The following is a 21,663-nucleotide window of genomic DNA, read 5'->3' on the forward strand; positions in this document are numbered from 1 at the left end:
CCTCTTCTGTTCGTTGGAATATTAATGACAAGAATCTGAAATCTCTTGATGAAGAATAACGATAGAGGCTTATGAATGGGAATTAGACTGTCAGCTCAAAGGCCGACCTTTTGTTTGTTAAGCTTCTCAGTCCTTCTGGATCATATCCCACGACCAGCTTATTTCCATCGGTTACTAATGGCCTTCGAAGCAACTTGGGTTCGTTTGATATCAGTTCTACAACTTCAGACAGGCTAAGATCCTCAATGTCGACATTCAGGGCTTTATACTTCTGGCTTCGGGTGGCAAGAATTTCATCCAATCCGTTTGTTGTCAATGATAAAAGGTTAATGATTTCTTCTTGAGTCGGAGTTTCCCGGAAGATATGTCTTTCTACAAAATCAATAGAATTGGCGCTCAGCCACTTTTTTGCTTTTCGGCATGACGTACAGCTAGGATACGTAAAAAAAGTCAACTTCATCATGATTACTCCCTCCTTCCTAAGTACTTATATGTTATATATCGATTGTATACCACCTGTATAACTATTGTACACATTTTTGTTCACTTTTTTAGTTCCTGAATATTCATTTACAAACTTTTCACGTGAAGCAGCCTACTGCAATAGGAAAAAGAAGGGTAAATCTGTTAGAAAGGTGGTATATTATAAGTGTAGTTTTTGGATTTAATGTCAGTTGCCATCTATTTACTGTATTCGTCACAAACTGGTTACAAAGATTATTTACTTTTGATGGATTTTTCCTTTATAATGTTTATTGATGGACTGAGGGTGCAAAGGAGGGATACATATGGATCGTATGTACAGAGTATTGGGATTCTGGACTGGAATTTTCGCAGTCTTTTTTTTCCTTGGTGATATGAAAACAACTTCACTGATCTTTTTAGGACAAACAGGATTCTTCATTCTACTGGGTTATTTGAAATTATCTGAGCGTATGTATATTTATATTTTCTTCGGATACTTAACTGTTTTCTTTGCCGGCTTCACTTATTGGACAGTGTTCATGATGACGCCTGGCGCAGCGCACTAATAAAAAAACCTTAAAGCTTATGGCTTTAAGGTTTTTTTATGGTTCAATTCAGATATAGTTTTAAAACCCATTCAAAAACGGATTTGAGTCCATCTCATGACCAATCGTTGTCTCCGGGCCATGTCCTGATAAGACGATGGTTTCCTCAGGTAAGGTCAAAAGATAATCGTGGATGCTGTTCAATAACTGTTTGTGGTTGCCCCCGGGCAAATCCGTTCGGCCAATGCTTCCCATGAACAAGGTATCTCCGGCAAAGACAATCTGTTCTTCTTCATAGTAAAAAGAGAGGCTTCCTGGTGAATGTCCGGGTGTTTCATACAATTTAAATGTAAACCCCCCTACCGAAAGCGTTTTTTTATTCCCCAATGTATACTCAGCCGGTTTCAGCCTAATTAGTTCACTCATCGAAAATAGCTGTGAGCCATTTAACGAAGGATCCAGCAACCAACTTGCTTCCTTCTCATGTACATAAAGGGGAATTTCAAAGGCTTCCCTTACCTGGTCGACAGCACCTATATGATCAAAGTGCGCATGGGTCAGCAATATTGCCAGAGGCTTCAATTCATTCTTATTCAACCAGTTTATAAGCTTCCCGGCCTCTTCTCCAGGATCAAAAAGCACGCATTCCTTTTCTGCATTCCAAAGACAATAACAATTTGTCTGTAACGGGCCTAATGGCAATCGTTTCCAATTCATGTTTGCCACCTCCAAAGTGATTTATTACTTATTGTACCATTCCTGGTCGAGTTCTAAAAAAAATACCGAGCCCCCGGGTTTAAAAGGGGATTGAATTGGAAAGATAAAAGTTATATGATACTCTGTTTTTAATAATGTCAGTCTTGAATTAGACAAAGAAGTGTCAAACATTTGAACTGTACAAACGCACTAAAAAAATATAAAATAAATGTAAGTGCAATTTATTACATATGCTACTATTATTATCCCGCTTTTGGGAATTGTATTAAAAGGGGATTGATTGAAAGGAGTTTTGACCGATGGGTTTGGTAATCATTACAGCTCTAGTCACTTTGCTTGCTTTGTTTGCCAGCATAAGTGCATTAAAAAACAAAAATGCTCTAGGCATTCTTTTCGGATTGGGAACACTTGGCGTTTTTGGCTGGTTTACAATCATGACTGTCCTTCATTCAGGTTATCCTGGCGGACACTAAAAAAATGGAGCCCCTTGGCTCCATTTTTTAATTGGGCTTTCCGTTAGGAGATCCTGCCATTCAAAAATTTCTAAAGTTTACTTTGAACAGATGCCAGTTTATCTTCCATCTTCCTTTTCTTATCCCTGCGGTCATCAATCCTGATGTTTGTCGCCACCCTGTCGATTCCCTTATTAAAAGGGGCTTCATGAATCTCCTGCACAACACGGAATAAGTCAGTAAGCTCCCCTTCAATTAACGTACTCATGGGAGTAAGCTTAAAAGAAACGGTTCCTTCATCTTGATGTTTTTGGAGAATCCTCTGCACGTCAGCTACATAATCACTCACACTTGGTGTCTCAGTTCCAATAGGTATTACCGTGACATCTACAATTGCCAAATCCATTTCATCCTTCCTACTTTATGATAATCAAGTCTTTTGCCTCTTTTTTTCTCATATCAACTGCTGTTTTTAATTCATACCCTGTTAAACAGTATGCACCATCGGGAGAACATTGAAGTGGTTCATTTTCAATCCCCGTCAATATTTCCTCACGATCGCCTGTTTCAATATTCCATCTTTCCAATGTGAACTTATCCTTATAGGTATCGGCAGGCACTGATTTTTCAGCAGTCAAAGAGATTAGTACCGCTTCGGAGTCTATTTTATCATAATAAGGGATCAGCCAGTTAGAATAGCTGCTCAACAATGGCTGGGAAAAAGTCGACGAAATCGTACCTTCCTCGGTTATAAACTCGTACACACCCGTACCTTCCGTCCCACCCTTGGATGAGATGGATAATATATAGGGATTCACCGAATCAAAATGAATCGTTCCTTCCTCAACCAGGACCCTTTCTTTCGAATATATATTTTGAGAATAAAGAGGAGCTGACAAGTCAATGCTTTCTTCCGGCCAATCCTGGTACAAGAAGCTGTTTTCCTGATGCCATTTGATAAATGGCTGTGGCGAGGACACTTCACTTACTGTATCATTTGCAATATCAGCCAGCAGCGTCTTAAAACTCCAATCTTCGGCAAAGCTTGTTATCAGCAGTAAATCTGTATTATAATCGTTCCACTCCAAGGCAGTCTCATAGGAGTCAATATCCTCCTGAAATAAGACTTCACCATTCATATCAATGATAGTCACTGCAGCCGAATAGGTAAGAGGAGCAGTATGGATCAAAATTCTATTTCGATCAGGATCTAACTGTACATCGACTATGTATTCGGGATCTTTATATACCACCTTTTGCTCACCGGTAAAGACATTATATTGAAGCAGCTGATTTTCATCTTCCCCTTTGGATATTATCAACACTCTCTCAGAATCAATCCAATCAATCACCTTAATAAAAGCATTCTCCTTCATTGTCAAAGGCAAAAGTTCTTTTTCTTTAACAACAGGCTGTTCAGCAACTTGTTCTTCTATCTTTGGTTTGTCATGCTTATCATTCTCAGGAGCATTTCCACTGCAGGAGGCTAACAATAAGGTGCATAGCAAAATAAAAAAAAGCATATGTTCTTTCTTCATGTTATCCCTCCCCTTGTATAATCTCCCTACTAATTAGTACGTTTATATTATAAAAATGTTTCAAATTTATAGAAAAATAATCGACTCGAAGTTTTACTGTTTTTTCCTTTCAGATAGAAACATTATTTATAAACCCAAGCTACAGGCAGTCAGGCGGCATGACATACTCAAAAAGGTTGTCAGGGAATTCCCGCCTGAACAACCTTTTGTCATGTGAAAAAATTACTATATTACATTTTAACTCGCCATTCCATTTTTAACAAATGAATTTTTTCATTTCTCTTTATCTGTAAATGGCAACAAGGAAAATTCCCAGGACTGATTCATAAATTTGATTGAACTGAGATAAAGGCAGCGGATTGATTCCTTTACCAAGCTCAACCGTAAAACCCGGCCGGCGGAAGTCTTTAATAAACCAATCTTTATATCCTGCATAGCTGTCTATATATCGTACAGAACGATACCCGCTCACGCTCTCAAACTCCTCGGCAAGAATTTCTGCCTCTGGAGGCTCCAATCCCTCATATCCCCAATAAAACTCTTCACCCTGCGTATGCAGGGCAAGCACCCTGTCCAGATTTCCGTTCCTTGCAAGCTCTGCCATCGCCATTGACTCTGGTTCTGATAAAGGTTTATAGCCTGGGAAATCACGTGGAGCAGGGCTCTTCTCCTCTTTTCTCTCCTTTTCCAATTCCCACTTTGCTGGAAATTGGTTATTTAAATCAACACCATTAATATTAGCTTTCCAACCTGAAAAATCTGTACTTCCTTTGTTGATTTCAATCACCCGCTCCCTCAAAGAAGCAGGTGGGCCTGAAATGACCAAATCCACTCCATCAGGGTTCACCATTGGTACCAGGGAGAGAGTTACATTATTATATAGCGGTTCTGTTACCACTCCCCTGATCGCCCCCCTATTCACTAGTGATAATAGGTAATCATTCATGAACCTCATTAAAACAGGGGTAGTAATCCATTCATTGGCATGAAATGATGCATCCATATGGACCTTCTTCTCTCCGTTTCCAATAAGAATTTCATAAAGCGGCTTTCCTAATACACTTTCCCCTATTGTGTTGACCCTTACAAAAGGAAACGCGTATTTCAACCGGTTTAAATCATTTTCCATCACTTCAAAGGAGTAGGCTTGCTGACCATTCACGACCGGCTGCGTAATTCTAAGCGGAACCTCAATGACCGCACCGGCCTGGAGCGAATTCGGATTAACATCCTGATTCAGCAGCAGCAGTGCGTCCACGGCAAGGTTTCTGCTTCTCGCAATTCCCCAGAAAGTATCACCTGGCTGAATCGTATATTGACCAGCATAAAAACCTGGGATTCTTATAGTTTGACCAATTTGTAAGGTACTGCTGTCTGTTTCCGGGTTTGAATCAGAAAGTAACGGAAGGGGTAAAAAAAATAATTGACTATAATAATAAAAGGTATCGCCTCTTCGGACCCTTACATCCATGCTTATCCCTCCTAAACAAAAACTCTCTTACTACATTTATGTTTCAAATAATGTTTAATGACAAGAAAAAGCCTGCGGCATCCGCAGGCTTTACATGTGTTCATTTATTCTGTTTTCGGAGAAATCGTTCCATTCTTTTGTTCATAGAATCGAAGCAAGTCTCCATAAATAATCTGATCTGAATAATTCAGCTCTTCTTGTGTTCGGTCAACAAATGGTTCACAGAATTTCGTGTCATCAGGCTGTTCTGTTTCTTTGTTATAACATACACCCTCGGTATAAACATGGTCCTCTGTGATAAAGCTTCCATCTCTCAAAATAGCCAGGTCTTCGTGATCTTTGGAGAATAAGTCAGAACCGAACTGGATATCACCTTTCGAGTCTATTCCAAGAAGGTTAAGAAGTGTAGGTCGAAGGTCGATTTGGCCGCCAACCTCTGTCATCGTTTTCCCTTCTTGACCAGGGATATGGACGATCAGTGGTACACGCTGTAATTGAGTGTGTACAAAAGGATCCACTTCTTTCCCTAGATATTGGCTCATGGCTGCATTGTGGTTTTCTGAAATCCCATAGTGATCTCCATACATAACAATCACAGAATCCTCATATAGACCACTGTCCTTTAATTCTTGTATAAACTCCTTCACTGCTTCATCCATATAACGTACAGTTTGGAAATAGCGGTTCAATGTACCTGAATTTGAATCGAACTCATCAATATACTTATCTTCTTCATCAAGATGGAAAGGATAATGATTTGTCAAAGTGATCATCTTTGTGAAAAATGGTTTTTCCATTTCCTTCATATGTTCTACTGACTGAAGGAAGAATGGAGTATCCTTCATTCCCCAGTTAACAGAGTTCTCATCCGTAATCTCATAATCCGTCATTGAGTAGAACTTTTCATAACCAAGTGAATCATACATAATATCACGATTCCAGAAGCTCTTGTTATTTGCGTGCATGACAGAAGTGAAATAACCTTCTTCATTCAGGCGTTCAGTCATGGATTGGTATTCATTTCCAGCGTGTGTAAAGAACACGGCACCCCGATTCAGCGGATAAAGCGAGTTATCCAGAATGAATTCTGAGTCAGATGTTTTCCCCTGCTGAGTCTGGTGGTAAAAATTCTCGAAGTAGAAGCTGTCTTTAATGAAATCATTCAAGAAAGGAGTGACTTCTTCGCCATTCATTGTGTTATTGATTGGGAAGGATTGCAGGGATTCCAAGGAAACAACAATAAGGTTCTTTCCTTTTGCAGCCCCAAATAAGTCTTCATTCGGCTCAATCTGATTCGCACGGACATAGTTATCAATATCAGCAAGTTCACTGCCGTCAGCAAGTGCCCTCTGTGCAGATGATTTGGACTGCAGAAACGCATCATAGATATGGTAATTATAAGTCCCGATATTCTTCACCAAAATCTCTCTGTCAAAGGTACGAGTTAATAATTGCGGTCTTTCAGCTTCTGCAAGACCAAGATTGAAGAAAGTGAGAGCGATCGCTACGAAAAAGTATGCTCTTCTGTTCACTCTGCTGAATGTATTCACTTCAAAAACAGAAGGCTTGAATTTTACCAGCAGGGCAAGAATAATTGTATCAATGAAATAAAGGGAGTCAGACCAGCTGACAATTTCCCCTGCACTTGTACCAAGATCAGCGAAGTTGCTTGTCTGCATCAATACAGGCAAAGTAAGGAAATCATCAAAGAACCGGTAAAAGGCTACGTTTCCATAAAGAACCAACGAGAGGATAAAACTTGTGATAAGAATGTACCTGACCCTGGACTTCTCTTTTTTCATAAATAAGCTTACACCAAAGATAAACAGCAAAAAGCTTAAGGGATTGATAAACAATATGAATTGCTGCATTACATTTTCAATTTTCATATCAAAGCTAGTTTGATAGACAATATACGTTTTTAACCACAGTAGCACTGAAGCGATAATAACCAGTGATACTTTAGGCAATTTAAACTTTTTCATCTTTTTACCTCCTTGCTGCGTAATCCTGCGCAACAGCTTTCTGATGGAAGATATTGGTTGTTTTTTACATTATCAGGAATCACCATCTGATAATCATTCAATATCTTAATACTTTTTTTACATTCCGTCAATTGTTAGTTAATTAAGACATTGTATACTGGATTGAATAGGCTGATTAACATTTCCCTTATATAAGACGAGCCAAACCGGCAAAAGTTTCAATTAATAATGATTTTCTTAAAAACGTTACCTTTTACCCACTATAATCAGCGGCAGCCTTGCACTACATATATAACGGATATTGTACCCGTTTTATGAAACATTTATCCTGGTGAATCCAGCAAATAAATGATGCTCACCATGTTACTCCATTATTCCGTAATAATCTATAACAAATTTATCCATTCATTATACATAGCTTTCCATCACGATAAAATCGCTCTTTGTTCCCATTTTTTATATGCTGGATTCATTAGGGATTTCTTTTCTGGAATACTGGCAATCTATAACTTTATGCAATATTGAGAATGAAAAAAGAAGCTGAACAACTTCAGCTTCTTGACTGGCAATCCCTGTATCAAATTCAAGGCAGTTTATTTTTAACCAGCCAGGCGGCTCCGATGACTCCCGCGTCATTCCCAAGAATGGCAATGGAAAGGGATGTGGAAGCAGCAACTGTAGGAAAGGCAAAAGAGTGGAAGTATTTATTGACGGGATTCAGCAGTACCTCCCCGGCTTTCGACACTCCCCCGCCAAAGACGATCTTGTCAGGATTTAATGCGTTTCCCAGGTTGGCAGCTGCGAGGCCAAGGTAAAACGAAAGTCGATCTACAATCGAAACCGCAAGCGAATCCCCTTCACGTGCTGCATCAAAAATCGCCTTTGCGCTGAGGGAACGTTCTGCTTTCAGACCTGAACGGAGAACTGATTGTTCCGTGCTTTCTTCCAGTGCTTTAACGGCCAGCCTAACGACGCCTGTTGCAGAAGCCACTGTTTCCAGACAGCCCTTCTTTCCGCAGTTACATTGAAATCCACCTTCAGGCATAACTGTGATATGCCCGATTTCGCCGGCAGCTCCCCTGCTTCCATGTACGATGTCTCCATTGGTAATGACACCGCCGCCTACCCCGGTTCCCAGTGTAACGGCTACGATATCCTTTGCGCCATTGCCCGCGCCTTTCCACATTTCACCCAAGGCTGCGCAATTCGCATCATTATCAATAACACACGGAAGTCCGGTTTCCACTTCCAGCAGATCTTTCAGCGGTGTATTCTTTTCCCATCCAAGATTGACCGCTTCATATATAATACCGTTTGCCATATCCACCGGACCGGGCGCCCCCATTCCGATACCTCTAAGTTTCCCTTTGGATACTCCCAATTCTTCTAGATGATGATCAATTGATTTTGCGATATCAACGATAATATTCTTTCCATTCAGAGAAGTATCAGTAGGGATTTCCCACTTATGTATGATTTCACCGTATAAACTAATAAATGCCAATTTAGTGGTTGTTCCTCCTAAATCCACGCCAACCAGCCATTGATCCGCCATTTCTTTCACCCAGTTTCTATTTATTGTTTTCTTTTGAACGTTCACTTCGGAGAATCAAGGTGCAAGACTGAAATTCACCAGGAGTGATCAAACCAGATTGATAAAGTTCCCTCACTTCTTCCTGCATCATTTCCAGATCTGCCATTCTGTCACCTAAATAAATGAATATTCCATACTTTTTTAACATTTGCTGAACATCGTACATGTTTTTCATTAGAAGCGCCCTCTTTCAAGCTTTGCTAACCCTTACAGTATAAAATAAAGTCCATTTCTTCACAAGAACCATACGTTTTCTGTTTTCGTACAGATTGTGGCTTTTTGAAAAATCCCAATGGCCGGATTTCCCCCTTGGGTACTGGGCTTTTCTATCTGAATGGAAGAGCAGTTCTTTGCTTTCTGACTTTTCGGGATTGAAAAAATTTCACAACTCCAATTAAATAGCAACAACGTTTAGAAAAGGGCTTTATGTAAAAGGCTGTTTTCGCATAGATTGTGGTTATTTTAAAAGGAATGGATTTCCGTTCCTCCTACGTAAAAATGGTGAGGCGGATAATAAAGCACTAAAAGCAACAATCTTTAGAAGAGAGCCCTGTAAAAAGAGGCTGTTCCCTAAAAAGAGCTTCCACTTTTAACAAGACGAGGTAGACCCCTGCCATACTTCCGAAATTCTTGAACCATGAGAAAGGGGTCATAGAAATAGACACCTTTACATGAATCCCGCTAACATTTTGTCATAGTCCTATAGATTCCTCTTCCTGCGCTTTCCTTTGCTGTGTCTTAAAAGTGTTCTTCCCCCACTTATTTTCACTAAAAAAACGACGAAATCTTTTTAGATTCCGCCTTAAATGATGTATTTCCTTTTCTTCATCTTTTTCCCGCCTTCTACTAAGACACTCTACTTCAAATCAACGGTCAGGGTCTTGCGGATTGAGGAATCGGGGACGCCTGTTTTTCAAGGGCATCGGCGACCTGAGCAGCACATCCCTCATGGCTCTGAAATTGAATGGAATGAATGGCCACATATATGGGACACCAAATGACTTGATACTCGACAATAGCAGAACCCAAACCGCAACGCTGATGACCAGTCCATAAATACCAAAGAGTGCTGTCATTATCAGCATGGCAATCCGTATGATTCTGTTAGCCAAGCTCAATTCATAACTTGGTGTCGAGAAGGTGCCAATGGCGGCAACTGCCAGGTATAAAATCACTTCATTGACGAATAATCCCACCTCAACAGCCACCTGGCCAATCATTAAGGCAGCGACAAGTCCAAGGGCCGTAGCCAATGAGGTCGGCGTATGTATGGCCGCCATCCTGAGCATATCTATACCTATCTCAACTATCAGGAATTGAAATATCAACGGAACTTCCCCCACATCATCTGGTCCGAAATAATCGAAAGCAGGCGGAAGCAGGTCCGGTTGTATGGCAAACAAATAATAAAGCGGCAGCAAAAAGATGGACGCCCATACCGCTATAAAACGGACTAATTTCAAATACGCTCCAACCATCGGTTTATTCCGGTATTCTTCAGCGTGCTGCAAATGATGCCAAAATGTCGTTGGAGTAATCAGTACACTCGGGGAGCCGTCAACCATGATACACACGTGCCCCTCGTATAAATGGGCTGCAGCCGTATCAGGCCTCTCCGTGTATCTGACCATAGGATAGGGATTCCAGTGTCTGCCCGATATAAACTCCTCGAGGGTCTTTTCCCCCATAGGGAGACCGTCAGTATCTATTTTCGACAAATCTTTTTTTATCCGTTCCACTAATTCAGGATCTGCAATGTCTGCCAGATAACAGACGACAATATCTGTTTTGGACCTTCTGCCAATTTGCAGATATTCCATTCTTAATGAACGGTCCCTTATTCTTCTTCTGGTTAAAGCTGTATTAAACACCAGGGTTTCAACAAACCCGTCTCTGGATCCCCTTACAACCCGCTCCATATCAGGCTCTTGAGGACCCCTGACTGGATAGGTCCGCGCATCGATCAGGATGACTTTATCAATACCATCTACCATTAAGGCTGTCGGGCCAGCGAGGACCATGTCACCCACTTTGTTCAGATCGTCGCTTTCTTCCACTTCCACATAGGGGATATAGGTTTTCATGAGCTTTTGAAGTGTATCTCCATCAAGCTGTCCTTCATCCAAGTCGGCAAGTAACCTCATTAGGTAATGCATAATATCATCTTTGACAAAACCATCTACGAGATACATGGCCATATTTCTTCCAGCATAAAACAAATCCAGCTGTATTACGTCAAAGCTTTTATCCACGGCCAGATAATCCTTCAGGTAGTCAGTATTCTCCTTCAATGAAGTAGATACCGGTTTCTTCTTATCCGTCACGAGTCAGTCACCTCATTCTATATAACACAAACTTGTCGATATCGGTCACCTGCTCATCCGATTGACACTTGTTCTATGTAAGGAATCATATTTACCATCCTAGACATCCGCTTTGGAATTCATACATTGAGAACATAATATTTTCGCTTGTCTCATAGAATGGCACTAAACGGGACAAACCTGATTAAGTAGGTGAATGGATGAAACGAAAATCTTTATTTCATATCATTTTAGGTTCGGCAGCCGCCCTCCTCGTATGGTGGCTGTTTACGATTGCTGCCCCCCCGGTTCGGGAGAGCATTATTTTTTTTCCACTAAATGAGACGGCCCAGTATCAATCAGCAGATACACTTTTAACGCTGCATAATAAGAAAGTGAACAACTTATATGAAGTAAAATGGAAAATATCTTCCGTTCTTGACCAGGATGCTTATTTAAGGCAGGATATAGGATTCCTCTATGTGAATGGAAGATTGAAGTCAAAAATGAGTGAATGGGAGCAGAATACCGACAGGATAGTCGAGGAGGATACCTTCCGGGGGAAAGAGAGCAGCCTTCTGCAGGCGATTTCTTTTCACTATTCAGAAATACATGATAACGATGACACTTATACAAGCGCTCAAAGAATGTCGGATGATCAACTGTATGTCATAGATTCCAGCTTCAGTCCTTTAAGTTCATTCAGAAAGGCTGATAGTGACGCCGAAATAGAATGGAAGGCGGTTTTGGACAGGGTGACAAATCAGCAGCTTGAATACAACTGGGAAAAAGCCATGAAGGAATTCACTATTAATGGAAAGGAGTATTTGCAAATACCATTGATTGAGTTACCGCAATACAGTGTGACTCCACCGGAGGGATTCCAGAGCGAACAATGGAATAAGCTTGTGGGAAATTTATGGGAGGGGCTTTATAAAAATTATTTTTTGGGTATCAAGACCAATTCAGGTAAAGTCGTTGACCCTGCAGACAGTTCGATGCCTCTTATCTTGGTTGACAGAAAAAAAGGTTCCGTGCTCGTCCTCATGACCACACATGAGGGCGAGCCGGCACTACTTAAGCAATCTTTCCCTGTTCAATAATCCTGCAGCCGCTTGTATAACTCTTCAAATTGTTCATTGCTTTTTTGAAGTCGATAAGCTCTTTCTGCGTGAGGCTTTGCTTCCCCTTCTTTTCCCCTCTCGACCAGGAGGACTGCAAGGTTATAATGAGCTTCAGGAAAATCGCCGTCACGTTCCAGTGCTTCATGCAGCAGAGCTTCAGCTTCAGAATACCGATCATCTTTAATTTTCACAATGGAAGATAAAAAGTAAGTATGGGCGTCCCCCTTATCACTTTCTATGACCTCATTCAGAATGGAAGAAGCTCCTTGAATGTCACCATCATTAATCAACTGCTGAGCTTCAGCGTTACTAATCGAGGGATCGAAGAATACCGGGCCCTTTTGGTAACCATACCACAGCATGGCAGGAATCAAAGAGGCTGTCACCAGAGCAGCAAACCATTGAACTGCGAGTCTTCTTGCCCGAGGTAAATGAACAATTGCGGCTGAAAGTGTGCCTCCTGCCAACCCGCCTATATGGCCGGCATTATCAATTCTTGGAATCGTAAAACCAAAAGCAAGGTTAATTCCTATAACCACCAGGATATTGGTGCCCATTGTCCTAAAGAAAATCCTTGGATGGGCTGTGCCAAAATACAGCAATGCGCCAAAACAACCAAAAATAGCACCACTTGCTCCCGCAGATAACGAGTTGGAGAAAACAAAGCTTGCCAAGGTGCCGCTGAACCCGGCAAATAGATAGATGAACAGGAATCTTTTGCTCCCAAATATCCGTTCTACAGCCGTACCGAGGAAATAGAGGGCAAAGGTATTCATCAACAAATGAAGAAAGCCGATATGGATGACTATCGGGGTGAAGAATCTCCACCATTCTCCCTCCGTTATTAACGGATTGTACTTAGCACCAAACCTGATTAAGTTTTCTGTATTCTGCGTTCCGCCTGTCATTTCCATGATGAAGAATATCAGGAGCTGCAGGGCAATGAATATATAGGTGAAAAAGGGTTTGCCACTAGTGAAAAGGGATTGTTCTTTTTTTGCTGACTTAGCAGCAAATGACAAAACCCCCTCCTTTAAGGCATACACCTCCATCTCATCTGCATCTTCTTTGAATTCCCATTTTTTCTCTTCATTTAAAAAAGCCGATAGTTTGCTTACACCACTTGTAATATCATCCGCTGTGATGATAGAGGACTGCACGCTTGTTTTAGGTGCCTGAGGAAGGATAAAAGCTTCGGAAATCAATCCTTCATATTCATCAACCGGAGAATAGCTGCTTATATATATATTTTCAAGAACCAGTTTGTTTTTCTTCAAGGCTCTTCTGATTTTTTCACCATTCATGGCTGTTAAATGCACGTCCCGTTTCATCCTGCTGCCCCAATCTAAATCTTGACGCAGAAGCCTTATGACTGGTGCTCGTTTATAAGAAGCATTTTCCAGCCATAGCTGTTGTTGGTCTTGTGACATATTGATGATCCGAAATCCTTTTTCTACTATTAAATAATGCGCCATCTTCCAGAACATATAATTAAGATTGGTATTCAAAAATTCTCCTCTGCCTTTATTGTTATTTTTGACTTTCTTCTACTAAATCACCATCCGGGACAAAAGTAAAGGTATATGATTTTCATCACACCAACGAATACTTTCATCCAAAATAAAAAAGATGTTCACCAATAATGAACAGTCCATGCTCCAGCCTCAGTTTGTCTGGAAATGCAACTGTGTTATTGGTAAACACCTTCTTATTTCTTGCCTTTTCGAGTCAACGAAAAGCCGTATTGAGAAACTTTGAGCGCACCCAAGGCATGCTCATCGTCGCTCTGACCACCAGTCTCCTGATAGTGAAATTTCCAAGGATGACATTCAAAAGTTTGTAACGATATTGGTAGAACACAGAAACAAAGCTGGCAATGATTATCCATTTTATAATTCCGTTCATAGTCATCAGCCTCCTCGTTCTATGTTGTGTAAATCCACAAAGTTTTATTCTATTTCTTTGTGAAGTTTTTATAGTAAGATCACTGTTGCAGCTCCAGCAAAGAAGCTTGCCAAAAAGTTAACCATCTCATTGTTTACAAGTTGGATTCCTTTCACTTTCTTGCATTTCCCCCCACAATGGATGGATGCTTCCGTTTTCAAGCCGCACGTGGGGCATTTATACTCTACTTGAATAAAAGCCCCCAGCAGGGTATCGATGAGACTGCCTAAAAATCCAGTCCCGGCTACCATAGCAGCAGTTTTCCAACCTGCCTCCTGGAACAGCCATGCAGATACCAATCCAATGGTCACAGCTCCCAAAAATCCCGCAGCCGTTCCGAGGAGGGAAACAGCTCCCGACGTTCCCCTCTCAACGCTCCTCCATGTCCTTATTGAAATTGGAGCACCTTTGCTTAAGGTGCCTATTTCTGATGCCCAGGTATCTGCATTGGCTGCTGAAAGGGAGGCACACATGCCTGCTAGATAACGAATATCCTTCGTCCATATATATATAAGAGAGAAAAGAACAGCACTCCCTCCATTAGCTATTACCTGCTGCCAATCTCTCTTTGAAGTCTTAGCAAGCTTTTTCTCTGCTTCTGTTTTATAGCTGCTTTTGTATTTAGACCAAAAACTTGATGTACCAAAAAACACTCCCAGCACGAGCAGACCCTTCCAGCCAAAAGCCAATGCAATCGCAGCACCTGTTATTACTGCTGCTGCGGCCCCGCTCCCGCTTAAATGATGGGTTTTCCATCCACCCATGCTTACTATCAAAATAATGAATAATAGCAGAATAAGCTGCTCACTCACATTCCATTACATCTCTTTCGCTGATAATCTTTTCAACTGGGACATCAAAGTGCTCTACGGGCACCTCTTCTACCAGTTGTTCTTGGAAAGCCAGCGAAACTGTCCTTCCTTGAAAGCTTTCCAGGAAGCGGTCATAGTATCCGCCGCCGAACCCCAGCCTGTAACCTGTTGACATAAAAGCGAGTCCCGGAACAATGACCAGGTCGATAGCCATTGGATCTGCGAGATTATTTCTTTCGGGGCAAGGTTCCAGAAGACCATAGAACACTTTTTCCAAACCAGCAAATGAGTCCAGGTAGTAAAAATCAAGTTGTTTCTCTTTTGGTCTGCACTTGGGAACCACTATCCGCTTTCCCTCCTCCCAGCCTTTTCGAATAATTTGCCATGTATCCACTTCAGGAAAGTTCGAAACTGTTACAGCAATGGTCCCGGAAGTTTTCCACTCCTCTGATCCATAAAGCCGACTGGCTATAAGGAAGGATTTATGTTCATAAATATGCCTCTCAAAGGAAGTGAGCAATGCTTTCTGTTTCTGCCTGAGATCTTTCTTTTCCATTCACAATGCACCTCACTTTTGTCATTTTCGAGCACAAAAAAAGCAGCAGGAAAAATCCCGGCTGCTTACTTTGTTTCACGATGCACTGTAGTGCGTTTTTCTCTAGGGCAATATTTTTTTAGCTCTAAACGGTCTGGGTTGTTACGTTTGTTTTTTGTAGAAATATAGTTACGCTCACCGCAATCAGTGCAAGCTAAAGTAATGTTTACACGCATTGTTTATTTCCCTCCAAACTTAGCTATCTTCATCTATCCATACGACTTTTCTATAATATCACTTTTTCAGATGAAATGCTAGTCTGTTTTTCAAGTGTTTGTGTAAATTTCGCAATTCCTCTCTGGACTCTCCTTCAACCCCTATGATTTGGCCTTGCATCTTCTGCAAAGGATTGAATAGTAAATCAAACGAAACCACTGTTAAAGCTGGTCCTTTCAGAAGCGGCTGATAAGGAATTGATCCGGTTTTCAAGGTTTCCTTCCAGTGAAAGATCCCTCTCTCGGTCAGCGGATAGATTGACCTTCTGGGTATCCCGCTTTTATTATTCACCTGGTAATCTACCAGCGAATATCTGGTGGAAGAATAATGATATACCAGATGATCGTCAGGCGATATGAAGCTGAGCCTTTCATTGCCTTCTGTTTTCCAATCCAGAAGAATGAAAAGTTTTAAACGGCGATGAAGCTTCTTTCGATTTTCTGCCGAAAAGGTGAGGATGCTTCCTTCTGGCAGTACTTCCTCATTCATAACCAAATTGAAATCCTTCCAATTCGAAAAATTGGAAAGCTGCTGGTACTCAATCCTATTGCTCTCATCTGACCAGGCAAAAATCTCATAGTTAAACCGATTGACAGGACAGCTAAACGTCTGGGTATTCGATAAATTTGTTTTCATCTTCATCTCTACACCTTTTGCCATTGTTTTATTTTATTGAAATAATAACCTGCGAACTCCTTGGCAAGATTCCGCCGCTCTGCTTTTGAATAAATGATAAATCCGTTGCTCGGCAGATCGACAATTCTGGTCCAGCCGCCAAGACTGTGGGAAATCAAAATTCCATCAAGGTTCAATTTCGGTGTTTCTCTTTGTTCCTCAACCAGTTTATTAATGATCTGTTGTTTTTGATGATCAGGACAGGTCACCATCATCCGGGTCAGATATTTCAGAGTACTTGCCAGCTCTTCTTTAGCCGAAGCAGGGTCCTCAATAAAGTCCGCTCCAAACTTCTCTTCTCTTTGCTTCATTTTACCGTTCAGGAAATCTTCCCTTGCCAGTTTATATTGTTCAGGGTTACCGATATCCCGCCAATGGTCTTCTGTTTGAAAGACATAAATATCTTCCCGCTCCATCAGCAGCCGCGGAAACACATCCCTGCTGAAATCTGTGTAACCTTCAAAATGGTACTTCTCCAGTAGTTCTGGCTGAATGATATAGATTCCGGTATTCACTACATTACTGATGACCAACTCTGTTTCAGGTTTTTCTGCAAATTCGACCAGCCTTCCTTCAGCGTCTGTCCGGCATACACCATAACCTCGCGGATTTGCCATTTCTTTTCCGACAATCGTCAGCGGGGAGTCTTTTTCCTGATGAAATTGAATGGCTTCATGCAGTGCAAGGCTGGTAAAAGCATCTCCGCTGATGACCACGAACGGCTCATCGAGGTACCGGCTGGACTCAAACACTCCTCCCGCCGTTCCCAGAGGCGAATCTTCATGAATATACGTAATATTCACACCAAATTTGCTTCCATCACCAAAGTAGTCGGATATCTTATCGGCTTTGTAGCAGGTGGTAATCAGGATGGAGGTGATGCCGCTGACTTTGAGCAAATCAATATTATATTCTAGGATAGGTTTATTCATAATTGTAACCATTGGCTTTGGAACGGATAAGGTATAGGGCTTTAAGCGAGTGCCCCTGCCGCCTGCCAGAATGACGCCTTTCATAAAAGTGAACCTTCGACTTTATGCTGAAGACTCAGTTCCTCGTATATCTGAACCGTTTGCTTCGAGATCCGTTCCCAACTGAACATCCTCTCGGCCATTTTATAACCATTTTCACCCATTTCATTTTTCATTGTTCTGGATTGTTCAAGTGTTAGGATGCATGATTTCAAACTTTCTGCGTGGCCAGGGTCAAAAAGCAGTCCTGCATGCCCATGTTCCACGAGGGCTTTCAGCCCCCCTGTTTTGGATGCAATTACAGCTTTCCTGGCAGCCATCGCTTCCAGAGCAACAATGCCAAAAGGTTCGTAGATGCTTGGAAAAATAACGGCTTCACTATGGAACAAGAGAGTGTTTCGTTCTGCATCACTTACATACCCAACAAAATGGACATAGTCATCCAACCCTTTCTCCTTAACCTGACGGCGATATTCTTCAAGCAGGGGACCCTTCCCCGCAATGACAAAGTGAATATCCTTTTCCTTACTGATGAGCAAAGCAGTTTCCATAATGGTCTCGAAACCTTTTTCGTGGACGGTCCTCCCAATGGAAAAATAATACCTTCTGCCATTATACCTTTCATTTAAAGGATTCCGTTTATCCTGATAAACACTAGTAAGGTTGACTCCATTAGGAATGATTGATACAGGGAGATTATCTCTTGGCTCAAGCAGGAAAAGTTCTTCTTTCATATGGTTACTGCATATGATTACATGATCGGACAAGGCAACCAGTTTTTTCTCTTCTTCATGAATCTTCACCTGCAGCTCTGTGAAAATCCCCTGGTTACGGCCTGCTTCTGTAGCATGTATAGTTGATAGCAGAGGAACATGGTAGTGGCTCTTCACCACTTCGGCTGACTTCCCAACTATCCAGTCATGAGCATGGATTAGATCAATATTTTCTTTGATGAAGATTTCACCGGCCTTTTCAATAAATGAAAGGTTCAGCTGAAAGACCCAGTGAAGAAAGTCTTCTTCCATCGGGTGAAGAGGTCCGGTCCTGTATACTAATACACCTTCATCCTCCTCGAATTCAGGAACACCTTCGGTAGAAGCAGTAAGGACAATAACTTTGCAGCCCTTCTTGACTAACGATTTTGAAAGATCATGCACATGCCTTGAAAGGCCGCCTACAATATTGGGAGGGTATTCCCATGAAAGCATCAGCACCGTCTGCTGTTTGGATGCAGAAGGCTTATCCTTAGCTTGAGGTACTCCATGCTGTATCGGCAGGTATTCAAGACCTTCTCTATATCCCAATAGATGGGTGTCCTCTGAACGCTGCCGTGGATCGGACAGTTCCTTGAAAGCCTGTAAACATGCTGAATCCACCTCTCGATTGTTTGCCATATCATGCAGGCAGAAGTTCCATTCTCTTATCAGCTGCTTCAACACTCTGGGAGGAAATTCTTTTGAAGCAGATAATTCTTTCATCACCGGCTCCATCGCATGAAGTTTCCGCATGTTCACAAGTACCTGATCTGACAGGATCTCCTCACCATGATCCATGCCCTGGTAGCCAAATCCGGCTCTAGTCAGGCTATCTTGTTGATTCAGCATATCCTCTTCAACAAAAGGTACGATTGTAAAACCATTATCCAGGAATTGATCAATTTGCTTCTCGACATTGCCTTGAGAACCGTCTGTAATCCTGATATGAAAATCTTTTGTATTTATATTTACTGGAAAAAGCTTAAGCCCCCGTGGAGTCCTGAGACTGGAAGTACTTCTATCCTCTCTCTCACTGTATTCAAAGGTTGTTTTTGATACAAATGTATAATCGATTCCCTGTTCTGTTAAGAAAAGATCAATTCCCGGAGTATAAGCACACTTGGGAAGCCAAATTCCTCTGGCGTTTTTTTCAAAATGCTTATTATATAGATGTAATGATTGGGTGAGCTGCATTTCTATCGACCATCCGGTTAGCAGATGAGTCACCGGGAAGTTTACCAATAACGAAGGAATGATGGTGATTCCCTTTTCCTGCTGCGCTTTATTCAGAGCTGAAGGGATGTCACCATCTATTCGCTTCCAAACAGAATACAACTCTTTCATTTTTTCATTTATCTTATTTCTATTTTCCCGCATAGTCTCGATAAAAAATTGTTCAAGAAGCTCTTTCGCTTCCTCGGTCGCGAGCCAATCAACAATGAGAGGATTTACTACATAGACACTGCCTGAATATTCTCTTGGTCCTTTGTTGATCATTTGCAGGCATTCATTCAGTAATGGATAAAGATGCTCTCTATTTTTCATAAAATCCGAAGGGAACCGGGAAAGTGTATTTGACAGGACCAAAAAGGATAGGGGTTTATTTTCCATGACTTCCTCCTAATTTTTCACATAATATGTGTATGTACTGACATGCTCAACCCATTGAGGCTTCTTTGATTTACCGGTTTCAAATTCCTGAAGTTCCTGGAGCTGATGGTACTCTTGATCATCTCCGGTCCTCGGTGTATGGAAGACACATGAGCGGGCGATTCCAGTAAATCTGCCGTTCTCTTCCACAATCCCGTACTCTGCACAATAAGCACGGTTTGGTTTAAGGCTGTTGATAAACCAATGAACTGAATGGTGCGGGAGCAGGATATCGGTATGACTATGATGATTATGACCATTAAAGGAAATTGAAGTGATATCAAATACTCTCAGGCAGTAGTGGATTTGTTCTTCTTGAAGACCGTGAAACTCTCTTACTTGCTTCATGATTGAATAAGGTATATCCCAGCAGCAAACGACCCTGGCCGGATGAGAGAACATGACAATCAATTCTGATTTTAACGGAATAGGTTTTTTCTTTATTAAGGTAACCCTTCCTTTATAACTCCCTTGGCGCTTAGGATTTCGCCGTTGGATTTCTGGTTGTTCAGAGGCAGCAGCGACAGTGGATTTTGTATCTTCGGTCAACTTTTGATACTTCACCCATTGATACTGAACCTTTCCAACTGTTGTTTCCAATTTTTTAGCAATTTTTCTAAAAGATAACCCTTGTTCACGGTATGCAATAATTTGCTCGAGCATCTTATTCACCTCTGGGAATAATAATTTATGGTTATATGCAGTTGTCACACTATTTATTCTTCTATTTAATGGTATCACCAAGGGTAAAAACCTACAATAAACGCATTTTGTCGCTTTTTGCTGGCCTGCATGGAGACAATGGCAAACACACAAAAAAAATTCGTTTTCTTTTGATTTAACGAGATTTTCAACCGTTCACGAACGGGAAACGACAAGTTTCTTCTATTGTAATCAGACACCTTCATACTATTTTTTCAAAGCTTGGCGATGACACCACCTAGTGAAAAGAAGAAATCTATGCTATAAATAATAGGTAGTAAACTCATACGAGGTGAATTTATGACAACTGTAATCATCAGCCTGCTTTCACTTTCTGCCTTGCTTTTTATCATTTCTTTTTTTCAAAAAGACCGGTATAAAGTGCTGGAAAAGGATGTGGATGACCTGTCAATGAACTTTCTTCAGGAGAATTATACGTTAAAGAAACGCTTAAAAGTGCTGGAGGAAGAATTGCTAATGGATAAGACGCCTGTATTTCAGGCTCCGCAAGCACGCCCGAAAAAGAAAGTGCATGAAATTGTAAAAAATCAAGTCCTGGCTCTACATGCTCAAGGGATGGACCTCGAGCAAATCGCCAAGCAGTCGGCACTGCCATTAAATGATGTACAAGATATTATCAGGGATAGAAGTGTCTGAAAGGAGTTTTCATGAATAAGCAAAGTACGAGGGCTTTTGCCGCAGGGATTTTTCTTTCTGCCATCATATTGATTATTTATCATTATTTTATGGATAATCCCCAGGATCCAAAAAACGTTTTGGAAGATCAGGGGTATGTCATCCTGACTCAGGAAGAAGCAAAGGAACACAATGAAAAGGTGTCGGACTTGGAAAAACAGGTAGATGCCTTGACTCAAAATCATAAGGAAGATACCAATGAAGTTCAAGAAGGTGCAGATGATAATACTGCTGATCGAAAGAAAATCACACTGACCGTATCTTCAGGAATGACACCGTTAGAAATTGCTGATGAACTGGAAAGCAGCGGCATCATAAGAAATTCAAGTGATTTAAACAGTTACCTGACAAACAGCGGCTTGGCCGATAAAATACAAATCGGAGAATATGAGCTTCATTCTGAGATGACTCTTGAAGAAATCTCCACCCTTTTAACAGAGTAAAAAGGCAGCC

At 41.3% G+C, this 21,663-nt stretch carries 23 protein-coding genes; 5 read left to right on the forward strand and 18 right to left on the reverse strand.

All coding sequences use genetic code 11. The annotated features are described in order from the left end of the window. Positions 1-82 precede the first annotated feature (82 nt). Complete coding sequence (locus AC4E8A_RS16335; protein WP_490194446.1) at positions 83-463, reverse strand: Spx/MgsR family RNA polymerase-binding regulatory protein; 381 nt, start codon at positions 461-463, stop codon at positions 83-85. Between the two features lie 325 nt (positions 464-788). Here AC4E8A_RS16335 and AC4E8A_RS16340 point away from each other — a divergent pair, with 325 nt between their 5' ends. Continuing rightward, entirely contained in the window at positions 789-1,031 is a 243-nt protein-coding gene (locus AC4E8A_RS16340; RefSeq protein ID WP_119548287.1) for a DUF2626 domain-containing protein, read from the forward strand. 60 nt (positions 1,032-1,091) lie between these two features. Here AC4E8A_RS16340 and AC4E8A_RS16345 read toward each other — a convergent pair whose 3' ends face one another. Further along, the gene (locus AC4E8A_RS16345) at positions 1,092-1,727 is read right to left on the reverse strand and encodes an MBL fold metallo-hydrolase (protein WP_490194448.1); all 636 of its coding nucleotides are present in this window, start codon (positions 1,725-1,727) and stop codon (positions 1,092-1,094) included. A 299-nt stretch (positions 1,728-2,026) separates the two neighbouring features. Between AC4E8A_RS16345 and AC4E8A_RS16350 the strand changes: the two genes are divergently transcribed. Beyond that, positions 2,027-2,200 carry a DUF2759 domain-containing protein gene (locus AC4E8A_RS16350; protein WP_490194449.1) on the forward strand — a complete coding sequence of 58 codons (174 nt, stop codon included), beginning with the start codon at positions 2,027-2,029 and terminating at the stop codon, positions 2,198-2,200. 70 nt (positions 2,201-2,270) lie between these two features. On the opposite strand, the gene AC4E8A_RS16355 is transcribed toward AC4E8A_RS16350, so the two are convergent. The 7 genes from AC4E8A_RS16355 to AC4E8A_RS16385 all read right to left on the reverse strand — a co-directional run bounded on the left by AC4E8A_RS16355 (position 2,271) and on the right by AC4E8A_RS16385 (position 11,091). Then, positions 2,271-2,579, reverse strand: coding sequence for an MTH1187 family thiamine-binding protein (locus AC4E8A_RS16355; protein ID WP_490198905.1), 309 nt, complete (start codon positions 2,577-2,579; stop codon positions 2,271-2,273). Between the two features lie 16 nt (positions 2,580-2,595). Next, positions 2,596-3,717 carry a YqgU-like beta propeller domain-containing protein gene (locus tag AC4E8A_RS16360; RefSeq protein WP_490194451.1) on the reverse strand — a complete coding sequence of 374 codons (1,122 nt, stop codon included), beginning with the start codon at positions 3,715-3,717 and terminating at the stop codon, positions 2,596-2,598. A gap of 283 nt (positions 3,718-4,000) precedes the next feature. Continuing rightward, positions 4,001-5,188 carry a M14 family metallopeptidase gene (locus AC4E8A_RS16365; RefSeq protein WP_490194453.1) on the reverse strand — a complete coding sequence of 396 codons (1,188 nt, stop codon included), beginning with the start codon at positions 5,186-5,188 and terminating at the stop codon, positions 4,001-4,003. Between the two features lie 104 nt (positions 5,189-5,292). Next, the gene (locus tag AC4E8A_RS16370; RefSeq protein ID WP_490194455.1) at positions 5,293-7,173 is read right to left on the reverse strand and encodes an LTA synthase family protein; all 1,881 of its coding nucleotides are present in this window, start codon (positions 7,171-7,173) and stop codon (positions 5,293-5,295) included. 583 nt (positions 7,174-7,756) lie between these two features. Continuing rightward, positions 7,757-8,728: an ROK family glucokinase gene (locus AC4E8A_RS16375; protein ID WP_490194457.1), complete on the reverse strand. Its 972-nt coding sequence runs from the start codon at positions 8,726-8,728 to the stop codon at positions 7,757-7,759. Positions 8,729-8,744: 16 nt separating this feature from the next. Continuing rightward, entirely contained in the window at positions 8,745-8,942 is a 198-nt protein-coding gene (locus AC4E8A_RS16380) for a YqgQ family protein (RefSeq protein WP_490194459.1), read from the reverse strand. Between the two features lie 691 nt (positions 8,943-9,633). Continuing rightward, positions 9,634-11,091 (reverse strand): spore germination protein, encoded by a 1,458-nt coding sequence (locus AC4E8A_RS16385; protein WP_490194461.1) that lies wholly within the window; start codon positions 11,089-11,091, stop codon positions 9,634-9,636. Positions 11,092-11,291: 200 nt separating this feature from the next. Here AC4E8A_RS16385 and AC4E8A_RS16390 point away from each other — a divergent pair, with 200 nt between their 5' ends. Continuing rightward, positions 11,292-12,173, forward strand: coding sequence for a hypothetical protein (locus tag AC4E8A_RS16390; RefSeq protein WP_490194463.1), 882 nt, complete (start codon positions 11,292-11,294; stop codon positions 12,171-12,173). Here AC4E8A_RS16390 and AC4E8A_RS16395 read toward each other — a convergent pair. From AC4E8A_RS16395 to AC4E8A_RS16435, 9 genes are all read right to left on the reverse strand, one after another. Then, entirely contained in the window at positions 12,167-13,702 is a 1,536-nt protein-coding gene (locus AC4E8A_RS16395) for a rhomboid family intramembrane serine protease (RefSeq protein ID WP_490194465.1), read from the reverse strand. The two genes, AC4E8A_RS16390 and AC4E8A_RS16395, sit on opposite strands and share 7 nt — an antisense overlap. A gap of 220 nt (positions 13,703-13,922) precedes the next feature. Next, a complete protein-coding gene (locus AC4E8A_RS16400) occupies positions 13,923-14,099 on the reverse strand; it encodes a hypothetical protein (RefSeq protein ID WP_490194467.1) in 177 nt (58 codons plus the stop codon). A 68-nt stretch (positions 14,100-14,167) separates the two neighbouring features. Next, complete coding sequence (locus tag AC4E8A_RS16405) at positions 14,168-14,950, reverse strand: DUF92 domain-containing protein (RefSeq protein WP_490194469.1); 783 nt, start codon at positions 14,948-14,950, stop codon at positions 14,168-14,170. Beyond that, positions 14,943-15,506 (reverse strand): 5-formyltetrahydrofolate cyclo-ligase, encoded by a 564-nt coding sequence (locus tag AC4E8A_RS16410; protein ID WP_490194471.1) that lies wholly within the window; start codon positions 15,504-15,506, stop codon positions 14,943-14,945. Before AC4E8A_RS16410 ends, AC4E8A_RS16405 begins: the two co-directional genes overlap by 8 nt. A 65-nt stretch (positions 15,507-15,571) precedes the next feature. Further along, positions 15,572-15,721: a 50S ribosomal protein L33 gene (gene rpmG, locus AC4E8A_RS16415; protein WP_006837007.1), complete on the reverse strand. Its 150-nt coding sequence runs from the start codon at positions 15,719-15,721 to the stop codon at positions 15,572-15,574. A gap of 58 nt (positions 15,722-15,779) precedes the next feature. Further along, positions 15,780-16,397: a hypothetical protein gene (locus tag AC4E8A_RS16420; protein ID WP_490194473.1), complete on the reverse strand. Its 618-nt coding sequence runs from the start codon at positions 16,395-16,397 to the stop codon at positions 15,780-15,782. 8 nt (positions 16,398-16,405) lie between these two features. After that, positions 16,406-17,452, reverse strand: a complete 1,047-nt coding sequence (locus AC4E8A_RS16425; protein ID WP_490194475.1) for a nucleotidyltransferase family protein — start codon at positions 17,450-17,452, stop codon at positions 16,406-16,408. Then, positions 17,449-19,773: a glycosyltransferase family 4 protein gene (locus AC4E8A_RS16430; protein ID WP_490194477.1), complete on the reverse strand. Its 2,325-nt coding sequence runs from the start codon at positions 19,771-19,773 to the stop codon at positions 17,449-17,451. The genes AC4E8A_RS16425 and AC4E8A_RS16430 overlap by 4 nt, the downstream gene beginning before the upstream one ends. A gap of 9 nt (positions 19,774-19,782) precedes the next feature. Continuing rightward, on the reverse strand, positions 19,783-20,523 hold the full coding sequence (locus AC4E8A_RS16435) for a DUF4912 domain-containing protein (RefSeq protein WP_490194479.1): 741 nt from the start codon (positions 20,521-20,523) through the stop codon (positions 19,783-19,785). Between the two features lie 291 nt (positions 20,524-20,814). Between AC4E8A_RS16435 and AC4E8A_RS16440 the strand changes: the two genes are divergently transcribed. Both AC4E8A_RS16440 and AC4E8A_RS16445 read left to right on the forward strand, forming a co-directional pair. Then, positions 20,815-21,171 (forward strand): hypothetical protein, encoded by a 357-nt coding sequence (locus AC4E8A_RS16440; protein ID WP_490194480.1) that lies wholly within the window; start codon positions 20,815-20,817, stop codon positions 21,169-21,171. An 11-nt stretch (positions 21,172-21,182) separates the two neighbouring features. Next, positions 21,183-21,653, forward strand: a complete 471-nt coding sequence (locus tag AC4E8A_RS16445) for a hypothetical protein (RefSeq protein WP_490194482.1) — start codon at positions 21,183-21,185, stop codon at positions 21,651-21,653. Positions 21,654-21,663: the final 10 nt, after the last annotated feature.

The organism is Bacillus sp. SRL337, from assembly GCF_984799155.1.

Excerpts from the sequence above, each read along its gene's own strand:
- AC4E8A_RS16380 (WP_490194459.1), bottom strand. The coding sequence starts at position 8,942 with ATGAAAAACATGTACGATGTTCAGCAAATGTTAAAAAAGTATGGAATA.
- AC4E8A_RS16420 (WP_490194473.1), bottom strand. The coding sequence starts at position 16,397 with ATGAAAACAAATTTATCGAATACCCAGACGTTTAGCTGTCCTGTCAAT.
- AC4E8A_RS16370 (WP_490194455.1), bottom strand. The coding sequence starts at position 7,173 with ATGAAAAAGTTTAAATTGCCTAAAGTATCACTGGTTATTATCGCTTCA.
- AC4E8A_RS16425 (WP_490194475.1), bottom strand. The coding sequence starts at position 17,452 with ATGAAAGGCGTCATTCTGGCAGGCGGCAGGGGCACTCGCTTAAAGCCC.
- AC4E8A_RS16445 (WP_490194482.1), top strand. The coding sequence starts at position 21,183 with ATGAATAAGCAAAGTACGAGGGCTTTTGCCGCAGGGATTTTTCTTTCT.
- AC4E8A_RS16410 (WP_490194471.1), bottom strand. The coding sequence starts at position 15,506 with ATGGAAAAGAAAGATCTCAGGCAGAAACAGAAAGCATTGCTCACTTCC.
- AC4E8A_RS16375 (WP_490194457.1), bottom strand. The coding sequence starts at position 8,728 with ATGGCGGATCAATGGCTGGTTGGCGTGGATTTAGGAGGAACAACCACT.
- AC4E8A_RS16440 (WP_490194480.1), top strand. The coding sequence starts at position 20,815 with ATGACAACTGTAATCATCAGCCTGCTTTCACTTTCTGCCTTGCTTTTT.
- AC4E8A_RS16350 (WP_490194449.1), top strand. The coding sequence starts at position 2,027 with ATGGGTTTGGTAATCATTACAGCTCTAGTCACTTTGCTTGCTTTGTTT.
- AC4E8A_RS16345 (WP_490194448.1), bottom strand. The coding sequence starts at position 1,727 with ATGAATTGGAAACGATTGCCATTAGGCCCGTTACAGACAAATTGTTAT.
- AC4E8A_RS16430 (WP_490194477.1), bottom strand. The coding sequence starts at position 19,773 with ATGGAAAATAAACCCCTATCCTTTTTGGTCCTGTCAAATACACTTTCC.
- AC4E8A_RS16390 (WP_490194463.1), top strand. The coding sequence starts at position 11,292 with ATGAAACGAAAATCTTTATTTCATATCATTTTAGGTTCGGCAGCCGCC.
- AC4E8A_RS16365 (WP_490194453.1), bottom strand. The coding sequence starts at position 5,188 with ATGGATGTAAGGGTCCGAAGAGGCGATACCTTTTATTATTATAGTCAA.
- rpmG (WP_006837007.1), bottom strand. The coding sequence starts at position 15,721 with ATGCGTGTAAACATTACTTTAGCTTGCACTGATTGCGGTGAGCGTAAC.
- AC4E8A_RS16340 (WP_119548287.1), top strand. The coding sequence starts at position 789 with ATGGATCGTATGTACAGAGTATTGGGATTCTGGACTGGAATTTTCGCA.
- AC4E8A_RS16335 (WP_490194446.1), bottom strand. The coding sequence starts at position 463 with ATGATGAAGTTGACTTTTTTTACGTATCCTAGCTGTACGTCATGCCGA.
- AC4E8A_RS16360 (WP_490194451.1), bottom strand. The coding sequence starts at position 3,717 with ATGAAGAAAGAACATATGCTTTTTTTTATTTTGCTATGCACCTTATTG.
- AC4E8A_RS16400 (WP_490194467.1), bottom strand. The coding sequence starts at position 14,099 with ATGAACGGAATTATAAAATGGATAATCATTGCCAGCTTTGTTTCTGTG.